This is a genomic window from Winogradskyella sp. ABM4_392, from assembly GCF_056160445.1.
Genome location: NZ_JBSWXE010000001.1, coordinates 1,147,209 through 1,160,818, shown reverse-complemented (window position 1 = coordinate 1,160,818; position 13,610 = coordinate 1,147,209). Strand labels below are relative to the sequence as shown.

16 protein-coding genes are annotated in these 13,610 nt (G+C 32.8%); 9 read left to right on the top strand and 7 right to left on the bottom strand.

The genetic code is table 11. The features are described from left to right. Window positions 1-2: 2 nt before the first annotated feature. From ACXAFS_RS05120 to ACXAFS_RS05085, 8 genes are all read left to right on the top strand, one after another. Complete coding sequence (locus ACXAFS_RS05120; RefSeq protein WP_475305712.1) at window positions 3-1,274, top strand: sigma-54 interaction domain-containing protein; 1,272 nt, start codon at window positions 3-5, stop codon at window positions 1,272-1,274. Window positions 1,275-1,290: 16 nt separating this feature from the next. Beyond that, window positions 1,291-1,488, top strand: coding sequence for a hypothetical protein (locus ACXAFS_RS05115; RefSeq protein WP_224476722.1), 198 nt, complete (start codon window positions 1,291-1,293; stop codon window positions 1,486-1,488). 98 nt (window positions 1,489-1,586) lie between these two features. Beyond that, window positions 1,587-2,090 (top strand): LptE family protein, encoded by a 504-nt coding sequence (locus tag ACXAFS_RS05110; protein ID WP_475305711.1) that lies wholly within the window; start codon window positions 1,587-1,589, stop codon window positions 2,088-2,090. 3 nt (window positions 2,091-2,093) lie between these two features. Further along, window positions 2,094-3,014 carry a hypothetical protein gene (locus tag ACXAFS_RS05105; protein WP_475305710.1) on the top strand — a complete coding sequence of 307 codons (921 nt, stop codon included), beginning with the start codon at window positions 2,094-2,096 and terminating at the stop codon, window positions 3,012-3,014. 1 nt (window position 3,015) lies between these two features. Beyond that, window positions 3,016-3,363: a preprotein translocase subunit SecG gene (gene secG / locus ACXAFS_RS05100; RefSeq protein WP_475305709.1), complete on the top strand. Its 348-nt coding sequence runs from the start codon at window positions 3,016-3,018 to the stop codon at window positions 3,361-3,363. 170 nt (window positions 3,364-3,533) lie between these two features. Beyond that, entirely contained in the window at window positions 3,534-3,809 is a 276-nt protein-coding gene (locus tag ACXAFS_RS05095) for a co-chaperone GroES (RefSeq protein ID WP_155088470.1), read from the top strand. A 103-nt stretch (window positions 3,810-3,912) separates the two neighbouring features. After that, on the top strand, window positions 3,913-5,544 hold the full coding sequence (gene groL / locus ACXAFS_RS05090; protein ID WP_475305708.1) for a chaperonin GroEL: 1,632 nt from the start codon (window positions 3,913-3,915) through the stop codon (window positions 5,542-5,544). A 146-nt stretch (window positions 5,545-5,690) separates the two neighbouring features. Next, window positions 5,691-6,326 (top strand): DUF6090 family protein, encoded by a 636-nt coding sequence (locus ACXAFS_RS05085; RefSeq protein ID WP_475305706.1) that lies wholly within the window; start codon window positions 5,691-5,693, stop codon window positions 6,324-6,326. 46 nt (window positions 6,327-6,372) lie between these two features. On the opposite strand, the gene ACXAFS_RS05080 is transcribed toward ACXAFS_RS05085, so the two are convergent. The 6 genes from ACXAFS_RS05080 to xrtF form a co-directional block, all read right to left on the bottom strand. Next, window positions 6,373-7,104 carry a sulfite exporter TauE/SafE family protein gene (locus ACXAFS_RS05080; RefSeq protein WP_475305917.1) on the bottom strand — a complete coding sequence of 244 codons (732 nt, stop codon included), beginning with the start codon at window positions 7,102-7,104 and terminating at the stop codon, window positions 6,373-6,375. Window positions 7,105-7,205: 101 nt separating this feature from the next. Continuing rightward, a complete protein-coding gene (locus ACXAFS_RS05075; RefSeq protein WP_475305705.1) occupies window positions 7,206-7,583 on the bottom strand; it encodes a heavy-metal-associated domain-containing protein in 378 nt (125 codons plus the stop codon). A gap of 90 nt (window positions 7,584-7,673) precedes the next feature. Next, entirely contained in the window at window positions 7,674-9,911 is a 2,238-nt protein-coding gene (locus tag ACXAFS_RS05070) for a TonB-dependent receptor plug domain-containing protein (RefSeq protein ID WP_475305704.1), read from the bottom strand. Between the two features lie 84 nt (window positions 9,912-9,995). After that, window positions 9,996-10,409: an HYC_CC_PP family protein gene (locus tag ACXAFS_RS05065; RefSeq protein WP_475305703.1), complete on the bottom strand. Its 414-nt coding sequence runs from the start codon at window positions 10,407-10,409 to the stop codon at window positions 9,996-9,998. 49 nt (window positions 10,410-10,458) lie between these two features. Then, window positions 10,459-10,887 (bottom strand): exosortase F system-associated membrane protein, encoded by a 429-nt coding sequence (locus ACXAFS_RS05060; protein ID WP_475305702.1) that lies wholly within the window; start codon window positions 10,885-10,887, stop codon window positions 10,459-10,461. Then, window positions 10,880-11,431, bottom strand: coding sequence for an exosortase family protein XrtF (gene xrtF, locus ACXAFS_RS05055; RefSeq protein ID WP_475305701.1), 552 nt, complete (start codon window positions 11,429-11,431; stop codon window positions 10,880-10,882). The genes ACXAFS_RS05060 and xrtF overlap by 8 nt, the downstream gene beginning before the upstream one ends. Window positions 11,432-11,523: 92 nt before the next feature. Between xrtF and ACXAFS_RS05050 the strand changes: the two genes are divergently transcribed. Continuing rightward, a complete protein-coding gene (locus ACXAFS_RS05050; protein WP_475305699.1) occupies window positions 11,524-11,979 on the top strand; it encodes a GAF domain-containing protein in 456 nt (151 codons plus the stop codon). A gap of 239 nt (window positions 11,980-12,218) precedes the next feature. Here ACXAFS_RS05050 and ACXAFS_RS05045 read toward each other — a convergent pair whose 3' ends face one another. After that, entirely contained in the window at window positions 12,219-13,472 is a 1,254-nt protein-coding gene (locus ACXAFS_RS05045; protein ID WP_475305698.1) for an ABC transporter permease, read from the bottom strand. Between the last annotated feature and the right edge of the window lie 138 nt (window positions 13,473-13,610).

Sequence of the window (13,610 nt, the reverse complement as noted above, 5' to 3'; positions counted from 1 at the left end):
ATATGGAATCCATACAAGCCATAAAACAACGCTTCGGCATTATAGGGAATGATCCTAAACTTAATCGTGCCATAGAAAAAGCCATTCAGGTTGCTGCTACAGATATTTCTGTTTTGGTTACTGGTGAAAGTGGTGTTGGTAAAGAAAGTATTCCTAAAATTATACATCAACTTTCCCACAGAAAGCATGGCAAATACATTGCGGTAAACTGTGGTGCCATACCAGAAGGCACTATAGACAGTGAGTTGTTTGGTCACGAAAAAGGTGCTTTTACAGGTGCCACACAAACACGTTCTGGTTATTTTGAAGTCGCTGATGGCGGAACCATCTTTTTAGATGAAGTCGGTGAATTACCATTAACAACCCAAGTACGCTTACTTCGTGTTTTGGAAAATGGTGAGTTTATCAAAGTAGGTTCTAGTAAGGTTCAGAAAACCAATGTAAGAATCGTAGCTGCTACAAACGTTAATATGTTTGAAGCTATTAAGAAAGAAAAGTTTAGAGAAGATCTTTACTATCGTTTAAGCACCATAGAAATTAATCTTCCTGCCTTACGTGAGCGCAAGGAGGATATTCATTTATTGTTTAGAAAATTTGCAAGTGATTTTGCACTAAAGTATAAAATGCCAACTGTAAAGTTAACTGACGATGCCGTAGCATTATTATTAAAATACCGTTGGAATGGTAACATTCGTCAATTGAGAAATATTGCTGAACAGATTTCAGTTTTAGAGCATAATCGTACTATTAATGCCATAACACTTCAGAATTATTTACCTAATACTGGCACAAGCTTGCCAGCTGTAATTAACACTTCTAAATCTGAAAGTGATTTTAGCAGCGAAAGGGAAATACTTTATAAGGTATTGTTCGATATGAAAAGCGACTTAAATGACCTTAAAAAGTTAACCATGGAACTAATGAAATCTGGAAGTGTTTCTGATGTTAAAAAAGAAAACGAGCATCTCATTCAGAAAATTTATGGTGATGATGATAACAAAAGTTACGAAACAGCATCAGAGGTTAATAACTTAGAAGTACTATCCATTCCGCAGCATACAGAAGATAACGACGCTAATACAATAGACGTTGATGACAAGTATCATTTTGCTGAAGAGATTGAAGAAGAAGAAACCTTATCTTTACAAGACAAGGAGCTAGAACTTATTAAAAAATCTCTGGAGCGCCATAATGGTAAGCGCAAATTGGCTGCTGCCGAATTAGGTATAAGTGAACGTACACTTTACAGAAAAATAAAGCAATACGATCTTTAAATATTAAGTAAAATTTATGAAGGCTGTAGAAATATTTATGATTAGAAAGTCGTTTAGACCAAACAGTTCTGAAGCAATAAGAAAAGAAGCCGAAGATCTTATAAACGAAAAACATTATCAAGGCTACAGACTCATTAATGTAGATTTTGATGTTGCTGATAATGCTGGTTACATCTATGCCTTTATAACAATGAAACGACCTAACACATATTAAATGAAACCGGAATGCTAAAAATAATTATTAATACACTAATTAATAATTATTTAAAGTATGAGGTTCCATGTGACCATTGAAAATAATTAAATAAACACATGAAATATTTAAAATATATCGCAATACTTTTATTTACAATCACATTAACAGGTTGTGGTATCTATTCTTTTACAGGAGCAGACACTGGTGATGCCAAAACATTTCAAGTCAACTTTTTTCAGAATAATGCCGAACTTGTTGAGCCAGGTTTAGACATAGATTTTACAAATGCATTACAAGACTTAATTCAAAACCAAACTAGTCTAAATCTTGTAAATACTGGTGGAGACTTACTGTTTGAAGGAGAAATTACAGAATACAGAATTGCCCCAATGACAGCAACCGCTCAAAACACTGCAGCCCAAAACCGCTTAACAATTAGTGTTAACGTACGCTATTTTAACACACTAGATGAAGAGAAGGATTTTGAACAACGTTTTTCATTTTTCTATGATTTTGATGCAAATGCTCAATTAGTTGGTGGCACAAAAGACGAAGCTTTTGAAGTTATTTTTGAGCGATTAACACAAGATATTTTTAATGCATCATTAGCCAATTGGTAATATATGCAACTAAAAGAATTGACATATTTACTTCAGCATCCTGAAGCTGTTACAGCAACTCAGACAGATGCGTTATTGGCAAAAATTAATGAGCATCCTTACTTTCAACCTTTACGTGCTTTATACTTAAAAGGTCTTAAACAAAAAGAAAGTTACAAATACAATAATGCGCTAAAAGTAACTGCTGCACATACAGCTGATCGTAGTGTTTTGTTTGATTACATAACTTCAGAAATTTTCAATCAGAATGAAATTTCTAATCAAATTAAGCAAAATTCAGAGTACATTAAATCCTTAGAGGTTAATGAAGTTGACGATATTTCAGTTAATAAAAGTGTAACCATTGATGATGCGTTAAAAGAACACATTAAAGCTACCGAAGGTGTTTTAGACCCAAACCTGTTTGAAGCAAAAACACAGTATATTCCTAAGGAAGATACTCCAAAACTTGAAGATTCTATTATCGCAGTCGATATAGACAACATCACAACTGAAGAAAAACTTAACATTGGTAAGCCATTAGAATTTGACAAAAACGAAAGTCATTCATTTACCGAGTGGTTAAAGATTACAAGTTTTAAGCCTATTGTAAGAGAAAATGAATCTGAAAGCGATGATATACAAGAAATTACCTCTCAACCATTAGCTGATAAGCTAGATATTATTGATAAGTTTATAAGCGAAAACCCAAAGATAAAACCTGTTGCCAGCCACACACCAAAACCTAAGTTGGTAAACAATGATGATGACGTTTCTGACAGCCTAATGACAGAAACTTTAGCAAGAATTTATTTAGAACAAAAAAACTACGATAAAGCCATTCAATCTTATAAAATTTTAAGTTTGAAATATCCAGAAAAAAGTAGTTTCTTTGCAGACCAAATAAAATTGGTAGAAGAATTAAAAGATAATAACACAATATAAAATGAGTGCATTTACAATATTTTTAGTTTTAATCGTAATCGTTGCATTTTTATTAGTCGTAGTGATTATGGTACAAAATCCAAAAGGCGGAGGTTTATCATCATCTTTCGGTGGTGGTGGTACACAGCAATTAGGTGGTGTAAAGAAAACAGGAGACTTCTTAGACAAGAGTACATGGTTTTTGGGAGCAGCTTTAATTGTATTAATTCTTGCCTCTAACCTCACAATCGATTCTGGCAACAATGTAGATTCTAAAGCTTTAGATGAAAATGAAGCTACAGAAATGCCAATATCTACTCCATCTAGCACAGAAGATACTGATACAACAAACGATACTGAAGGGAATTAATACTTCTCTCTTACAATAATGAAAAGGCCAACTTTAAAGTTGGCTTTTTTTGTACTATAAATTTCCGACAATTAAAATCTGCAAGTTTGTCAGTCTATTTGTCTTGGCATAATTTTCGAATAACGCTAAAGCGTTAAAACAAATTTTAATTAATCAAAATATTATAACAAATGGCTTTAAACATTAAACCTTTAGCAGACAGAGTTCTTGTAGAACCAATGGAAGCTGAAACAAAAACAGCTTCTGGTATTATTATTCCAGATAATGCAAAAGAAAAACCGCAAAAGGGAACTGTAGTTGCTGTTGGCAATGGCAAAAAAGACGAACCTTTAACTGTTAAAGTTGGTGACACAGTTTTATACGGAAAGTATGGTGGTACTGAATTAAAGTTAGAAGGTAAAGACTATTTAATGATGCGCGAAAGCGACATATTAGCAATTATATAAAACTTTAGCTATTAGCCTTTGGCTATTAGCACCTTTAAATTAATTAATAAACTTATCAGCCAATAGCAAAATGCTAGAGGCAAAAAGCTAAAAATTTAAAAAAATGGCAAAAGATATAAAATTCGATATTGAAGCACGCGACGGACTAAAACGTGGTGTTGATGCTTTAGCAAATGCTGTAAAAGTAACTTTAGGACCTAAAGGACGTAACGTAATTATTGGTAAATCATTTGGCGCACCTCAAGTAACCAAAGATGGTGTTTCTGTAGCAAAAGAGATTGAGCTTGAAGACGAGCTAGAAAACATGGGAGCTCAAATGGTTAAAGAAGTCGCTTCTAAAACTAACGATTTAGCTGGTGACGGAACAACAACTGCAACTGTTTTGGCACAAGCTATCGTAAAAGAAGGTTTAAAAAACGTTGCTGCTGGAGCTAATCCAATGGACTTAAAACGTGGTATTGACAAGGCTGTAGAAACAATTACTGCAGACTTAGAAAAGCAAGCTAAAAAAGTAGGCAACTCTTCTGAAAAAATTCAGCAAGTAGCTTCTATTTCTGCTAACAATGATAATACTATTGGTGAGCTTATCGCAGAAGCTTTTGGAAAAGTTGGTAAAGAAGGTGTAATTACTGTAGAAGAAGCAAAAGGAACAGATACTTATGTAGATGTTGTAGAAGGTATGCAATTTGATAGAGGTTATTTATCACCATACTTTGTGACTGATGCTGATAAAATGATAGCTGATTTAGAGAATCCATACATTTTATTATTCGACAAGAAGATTTCTAACTTACAGGAAATCCTTCCAATCTTAGAACCAGTTGCACAATCTGGACGTCCGTTATTAATCATCGCAGAAGATGTAGAAGGACAAGCTTTAGCTACTTTAGTAGTCAATAAATTACGTGGCGGATTAAAAATTGCAGCTGTAAAAGCACCTGGTTTTGGTGACAGACGCAAAGCTATGCTAGAGGATATCGCAATCTTAACTGGTGGTACAGTAATCTCTGAAGAAAGAGGTTTCTCTCTAGAAAACGCTGACCTTTCTATGTTAGGTACTGCTGAGTCTGTAATGATAGACAAAGACAACACAACAATTGTAAATGGTAGCGGTAAGTCTTCAGATATTAAAGCTCGCGTTAACCAAATTAAAGCTCAGATAGAAACTACAACATCTGACTATGATAAAGAAAAACTTCAAGAGCGTTTAGCAAAATTAGCTGGTGGAGTTGCTGTATTATATGTTGGAGCAGCGTCTGAGGTTGAGATGAAAGAAAAGAAAGACCGTGTTGACGATGCTTTACATGCTACTAGAGCAGCTGTAGAAGAAGGTATTGTTGCTGGTGGTGGAGTTGCTTTAGTAAGAGCTAAAAAGACTTTAGAAAAAATCACTACAGATAACCTTGACGAAACTACAGGTGTACAAATCGTTAATAAAGCGATTGAAGCGCCTTTAAGAACTATTGTTGAGAACGCAGGTGGTGAAGGATCTGTAGTTATCAACAAAGTACTAGAAGGTAAAAAAGACTTTGGTTATGATGCTAAGTCTGAGCAATATGTAGATATGCTTAAAGCAGGTATTATAGACCCTAAGAAAGTAACTCGTATTGCTTTAGAAAATGCAGCTTCAGTTGCTGGTATGATCTTAACTACCGAGTGTGCTTTAGTAGATATTAAAGAAGATGCACCTGCAATGCCAGCAATGGGTGGAGGCGGAATGCCTGGTATGATGTAGTCCGTAGCACGGACAAGCAATAAACTCACTGGCACTGATAGCTCAGTAGAGTTTGAACAACAAAACAAAAGCCTTTGATGAAAATCAAGGGCTTTTGTTTTTTCCACTTTTATTATAACTTAGAGCAAACCAACACTTTATCTTTTATGAAAAAGAAAATCTCATATGCTTTTGGTGAAATATTAATCGTCATTGTTGGCATTTCTATAGCCTTTAGCCTAAACAAATGCGCCGAAGACAATAAAAGTAAAGCGCAGAAAAAGCAATACATTACTAGTCTAAAACAAGATATTGAACAAGACAAAGCTCAACTAGAAGGTAATATAAATCTCATTAAAAAGAAGATTGAAATTGTCTCAAGTCTTTTACCAAAATTGGCAAATCCAGACACAAACATTAATTATGATATTAGAGATATATACAAAATAGCGAAGTTAACAGATTTCACACCAAAAGATTTTACCTATCAAGCATTGGTTAACTCGGGTGACCTAAAGCTTATTGATAATTTAGAATTGAAAAAAGCTATTGAGAGGCACTACTCAAATTACAAAGCCATATTAAATGCTTATGAACGCCAAGAAATTATAAATAAGGATTATTTAGGAAATTATTTTATCTACAACACCGATTATGATCTTATGAGTGAAGGTAAATCGCCTTTTAAAGATGAAAAACTTCTTAAAAATATGATGCAAGCCATCAGAGGATCTTTTATGATAAAATTTGATGCCACTGAGATGGGTATTAAAAGTTGTGATAGCCTATTATCGCTCTTGTAAAGATAAATAGCTCGAAAAACATTATCCTTTTAATAAAAGGACAATATCAATTTAGTACAACATTAATCAAAGTGATTAATCCAATTAATAAAATTAGGCTCAATGAAATCTTCTTAAATTTATCTTGAGGAATATGATTTAGTATCTTTTTTCCAATTGCAGTACCAATAAAACCAATTACTATTAAAAAAGGGATATAAATTAAATCATGATTATGAATAAACCCATTATAGTAATATACAAACGTTCTTGAGAAATCAATTAAAAAGTCTATAAAAGCCGACGTTGCAATAAAAGCACTTTTTTCCAAGTTAAAGGCTGCCATAGTTAAGCCTCTAATTGCGCCACCTGTTCCTAAAAGTCCAGCTGAAAATCCTGATAAGCCACCACCAATTAAGGCGTTTCTTTTATTAGGACTTATTATTAAATCCTTTTTTATTAAAAAGACAATTGCCAAAACAACTAAGAATAGACCAAGAAACAGTTCGAGATAATGACTATTAAAAACCTTTGCAAGTAATCCTCCTACGACCACAAAGATTACAGAAGGTACTCCTATATTAATCAGTAGTTTTTTATCAAGTCCTTTTTTAAACAATACGATTTTGCTCAGATTACTTGATAGATGGTAAATAGCAGTAAGGCCCAAAACCGATTCAAAATCGAAATAAAAGTTTGCGATTGGAACAAAGAAAACAGACGACCCAAATCCACCTATTGTTCCTAAAACTTCAGCAATCAAGGCTAAAAACAGAAATACATAGCTTAGGTCTCTCATTTTTAATGTTTTCAATTACATGCTAACCAAGTTCGATTAAAATTTTAAAACATTCAAATTAATTCATAAAAAAACCTGAATACTAATTCAGGTTTTATATCTTAATTTTTATTCTCTTTATTCTTTTCTCCTTCATGGTCTTTAACCGTTTCCTTATCACGATACTTGCAGCAAGGATGAACAGCATCATAAGCCTCATCTGTTGCTTTTATTTCCTTTGTATCATGACCTACAGCAGCAATATTTTTAGAAATAGTTTTTAAATCTGTTTTACGCTCGTCATAAATTAACTTAAGCTCATGTGTGTCTACATTCCATACTGCAGATTTTACACCTTTAGTTCTAATCGCAGCTTTTTCTATACGATCTTTACACATACCACAAACACCATCTACTTCCATAGAAGCTTTTGCATTCTTATTTTGAGCAAATGTTAATGTGGTTACTAATAGTGCTAAAATTAAAGTTACTTGTTTCATTTTATTATTGTTTTTGCCATTCTGAACTTGTTTCAGAATCTAATTATTTATTCTTTTAATGTGGATTCCTGCCTTCGCAGGAATTACAGTTTATTTTATTCTAAATCGTAATCCTGCATAGTACATATTTCCAAATATAGGACCATATACAAAGTTAGTATCAAAATTTGAACCAAACGGATTGTCTGCACTAACTATTGGATTATTTTGTCTTACATTAGTTACATTTTCACCTCCTAAATATACTTCAAACTTATGAGAAAAGACTTTTGTTACCTGTAGGTTTAATGTTCCTACAGTTGGTGAATATTCATCTAATTGATATTCTATAGCACTTAACGTTGTGCTTGGAAAGCGTTGAGAGTCTAACCAATTATATGTGGCATCAAACTTCCATTGCGCACCATTATCCTTCTGATCTGTTTCATAAGCAGCATTAGCAAATACGCGATGTTTAGGTACTAATGGTTTTTCTAATTCACCAGAATTATAATCGGTTTTGATATCATAGAACTTATAAGCTGTGCGCAAATCAAAATTTTTAAACAGGTTATAGTTAAATTCAAATTGAAAACTATTAGCATAACTATCTCCTTCGAGATTATAAAAATTTACTTCAAAAGGATTTTCCCAATCTACCACAACCTGATTTTGAAAATTGGTTCTATAAAAATCAAAGGTTACGTCAGCTTTTCTTCCAAAGAGATTAAATCCTTGTAAGTAGCTTACTCCATAATTCCATGCAATTTCAGGATCTAAACCATAAATCTTTCCTCCTAAATTTAAAATATTGATTTGTCTTGAGCTGGCAAACATATTTTGATTTTCAGCAAAAATATTGGCACTACGTTTTCCTCTTCCCACAGAAAATCTAAATGCTGATTTTTCCCAAGGTGTGTAACGCAAATGAAGTCTTGGTGTAATAAAAAAGCCCAATCTATTGTGTTGATCTGCTCTAATACCAGCTGTCATAGTCAGCTTATCTAAGTTATCATATGAATATTCAAAAAAGCCTCCTAGCGAATTTTCTGTACGCTCGTATGACTCGACATTTACCAATTCATCATAATGGTCATACGTAAAACTTAAACCTGTTTTTATCTTATGACGCGAATCTGAAATAATGCTGTTATAGACCAAATTAGAGTAAAAGCTATTATGCGTTATGTCATAATTATTTAAACCATAATATGAATCTTGCTTATGATAACTATATGCTGTCTGTACACCCAAACTTTGATATGGAATTTCGGGATTTACATAGCCTAGTTTAGTAGTAATTTCAAAACGTTGGGTATCAATTTCGCTTCCCCAAAAATTAGTTGTACCTCTATCGCTTTCTGGATCGAAATTCGTCTGTCCTGACTGCGTATTATCATTAAGATACCTTAGGTTGATAAAGCTTACTAAACCTTTTTCTCCATTAGTATATTGCCAACGGTTCATCACATTAATTTGTTGCTTTAATGGCACATCTAGAAAAGAGTCATCATTATTATCAAATTTTTGATTTCTTAAATTACCATGAACATACAAACCTGTACTCCATTTATCTGATACTTTCCGATTGATATGCGTATTGAGTTCATATCTACCGTTAAGACCAGCAAAAGCATTTACAAACAATCCATCATCTGTAGTAGGTTTAACTAACTCTGTGTTAATTTGACCTGCAATACTTTCAAACCCGTTGACTACACTACCTGCTCCCTTAGAAATCTGGATACTTTCCACCCAAGTACCTGGAATAAAACTTAGTCCATAAGCTTGGGACGCTCCTCGAATTGCAGGAATGTTTTCGGTGGTAATCAATATGTATGGACTAGTTAGACCTAACATTTTTATTTGTTTTGTTCCTGAAACCGCGTCAGCGAAATTTACATCAATAGATGGATTGGTTTCAAAACTCTCAGATAAATTACAGCAAGCTGCCTTTAGTAGTTCATCTGAACTTACTGTAATCGTATTAGTTGCTTTGAGGAATGATTTACTTGTGGCTTGTTTTCGAGATGTTACCGTAACAGCATCTAGTTCTTGAGATGCCTGTAGTACATGCCGTATGTAACTGTTTTCGTTAACAATTAATGTATCTGTTTTAAAACCGACGTAACTTATAATTAATTTGTTATAAGAGAATTTGTACGGTAAGGAAAATTTACCATCATCGTTTGTTATGGTTCCTATTGATGAACCAAGCCAATACACATTTGCACCTGGTAATGGCATTTCTTTAGAGCCTTCAGACTCTAAAACCACACCTTCTAATTGTTCTTGGGCTGTTAATGTGTATCCCATGAACAATGATAAAATTATTATATATGTTTTCATTTAATTTGATTATAAGAGACAACTTAAATTGTAATAAACTACTAGCTAAAAAAGCAGTAGTTATCTTAAAAAGTTAGCCTTTAATCAAATAAGGTAAGTTTCGTCCAAAACGTGTATGTCTTTCACTATTTCGGGAGGTGAATAATCTCTGTTTGGTGTGGTTTTTTTAGGTAAACTTTCAAACAGGTTGATATAACTAAACTGAAAAGCAACAAGTATTTGCTTCTGTATGCTTGGTAAATCATCAAATGAATTTGTTTTTAATTCATCCTGCCCTTTGATGATTTCTGTTTCATCTTTACAACAAGGCTTTTTTGTGATTTCCGATTGATTCATACTTTTCATCTCCATACCGCATTTTTTTGCTTTGGTAAAAATAGCAACGTCAACCAATGTGCCACCACAGAAATGCTTTTCTATGGCTATAGACAATGTAGAAAATAACACTAAAAAAGATAGTGTTACAGCAATGGTTCTATTTAGAAATGAAAATTTCACATTGCAAAGTTACAAAATTGGCACAAACAGAAATGATTTTATAAAATCCTTAACGATTAAGCTTGTAATAGTAAAATGCTGGTAATAGAAGAATTAAACCTATAGGCTGAATTAAAAATCGTCTGATATTAAAAAACAAATAGTAATCTTCTTGCTTGGGATTAATAACAAAATATAGAAAAGGAATTAATAATAACACATAGGCAATCGCATACAGTAGAACCGAAAATTTTATCATCACTTTATCATTAAAAATCAGATATAAAATCCCTAATGATGCCAATGTATTAAGCAAATATCGAAGACTTGTGTAGAACACTAATTTAGCTACTTCGCGTCTTGGATTATCTATATAGAGATAGTCATTTTCAAAAAATGTGAGATAAGGATCGTAGAACAAATAATCCTCAAAACCTCTAATCGCCACCAAAACAAGTAATAATAAAACAGCTAATATGTAGCGCGTAAGTTTAGGCATTTGCTTTTACATTTTTAGAAAATCGATTTACCCAAAACATCCAAAGCATAAATACAGTCCCATAAATTAACATTGGAAAAATAACATTGTGCAAGACCTCGCGTCTCCATGGGTAATGGTAAAGTCCTGCTGATAAAATCACTATTCGGATAAGGTTAAAGGCATATATGATTATACTACCTGCAAAACAATAGAACAATGTTGTTTTTATCTTTCCTGCAAAAGCAACAATAAAAGATAGAAACAAAATGATAATGCTCACTGCATTACAACCTTCTATAACTCTGGCTACAAACTTTCCGTTAATGATTACCTTCATTGAAGGTTCTTTGGGATGTGGTATAACTTTAGCTTCATATCCCACACTATTCAGCAAAGAATTAGTCTGCCTAGCGACCAAGTTGGTCATATAATCAGGATAGTGCTTAGAACCATCAGATAATTTTAAGTAAACATTATAACCAATGGTTAATACTCCATATACCAATAAAAAGGTGATAATGAATCTTATAACGAGTTTATATTTTGTTAAGAGTTCTCTCAAATAAAACTTTATTAGTTGTAGGCTGTTAAATTTATGAAAACCCTAATTTAAAAGTTTATGCTTTTAGATATTTTTGCCAAAAATTTACAATTATGACTTTTGAAACCCTAAAACCCAAAATAAAATCAATAGTATCTAATACAAACTTAGCAACAGACGAGCGTCTTTTAAAAATTTGTGAGCTTCTTGAAGCTAATATAGACTATTACAATTGGGTTGGTTTCTATTTTAAAAATGGTGATAAAAACGAGTTGAAACTTGGACCTTATGTTGGTGAGCCAACTGACCACACCATAATTCCTTTTGGAAAAGGCATATGCGGACAAGTTGCTGTAAGTAATAAAAACTTTGTAGTGCCAGATGTATCTGCACAAGACAACTACATAGCATGCAGTATCACTGTAAAAGCTGAAATTGTAATCCCAATTTTTGTAAATGGAGAAAATATTGGACAAATAGACATAGACTCAAATACTCCAGATCCATTTACTGAAGCTGATGAACGCTTTTTAGAGTTTGTTTGTGAAGAAGTTGCTGAAATTATTTAACAAAATGATTAACTACACTAATTAAAACATTAGTTAGTAAATACGCAACCAAAATTATAGCAGCTAAATATATCAGATTAATAATCCAAAAAATAAAATTGGTAAAATCCCAAGCCCAATTTACAGTTTTATTTATCCCTATTAATCCATCAGAAAAGTAGAAACAACTAAATAATACCAGAATTAAAGTTATAAATACAAAAAAATAGTATTTCCAAAACTGCTTCTTCATAGAGATCCTACATTCCAGTTCTAATAGCCTCAACAGGATCTAGTCGAGATGCTGAAATTGCAGGTATTACTCCAGATATTAATCCTATAAATGTAGAAAGGGCAAAACCAAGGAACATATTGCCAAAAGATAAGACAAACTCAAAGTCTTCTCCCACTACTCCATTCATTATTAAAGCTGTTATATAAACAAGAAACAGACCGATTAAGCCACCTACAACAGCTAAAATTACGGCTTCGAACAAAAATTGAAATAGAATAAAACGATTCTTAGCTCCTAAAGATTTCTGAATTCCAATAAGATTGGTACGCTCTTTTACGCTTACAAACATAATATTGGCAATACCAAAACCACCAACCAAAAGTGAAAATCCACTTATTACCCAACCAACAAGGTTAAGTGTTCCAATAATAGCATCAACAAAAGATACTAAACCAGATAATTTATTAATAAAAAAGTCATCATCTTCGTCAGCTTTCAGGCCTCTGTACGCTCTAAATTTTTGTTTTAAAACACTTTCAAAAGCACCCATATCTACACCTGCTTTTGGCTTTATTACCACAGCTCCAGGTAAGCCATCTACACCACCATTTCTAAATTGTCTCACAAAATTTGCTGGCACAAAACCTTTAACATCTGGTGAGTCACCTAAGCCTGATCCATATTTCTCTAAAACACCAATTACAGTCAACTTTCTACCATATACTCTTACCACTTTACCGATTGGATTAGACTGATCAAATAAATTTTCAGCTAATTCGTAACCAATAACAATAACAGGCGCTCCTGTATCTGACTCTAATTCTGAATAAAATCTACCCTTATCAATTTTTAAATCATCAATAACATAAATACCATGAGAAATCGGTGTAATCTCAATATTAGTTAATGTTTCTGCTTGATAACGAATAGTTTCTCTACCTCCAAAAATCACATAGGCTGACTCTTCAATGTCTGGTATATTACGTCTCACAAATTCATAATCATCATACTCTGTTTGCGGAAAGTTATCGCGTTTCCATCTTGGCACTTCTGTTGGCCCAAAAGAATATTTAGTGAGGTACATAGTGTTTTTATCAAGTCCTGATAGATTTTCCTTAATGTTTTTATCTAATGAATCTACAGCTGCCAAAACTGCAATAATGGAGAATATACCAACAGTGACGCCCAATAATGATAAAAAGGTACGTAACTTATTATTTCTGAGAGCATTTAGTGCAAACGAAAAACTCTCTTTGAATACTCTTAAATAGACAAGCATATGTTGGTTGTTTTAAAACAATTTAAAGATAGGACGTTTTCAACAATTTATTGTTACAAAAAACTTAAAGAAACTCATATAACCACAAAGATAATCGTATTGTTTATTTTATTTTTGCAGCATCAAAATCACAACACA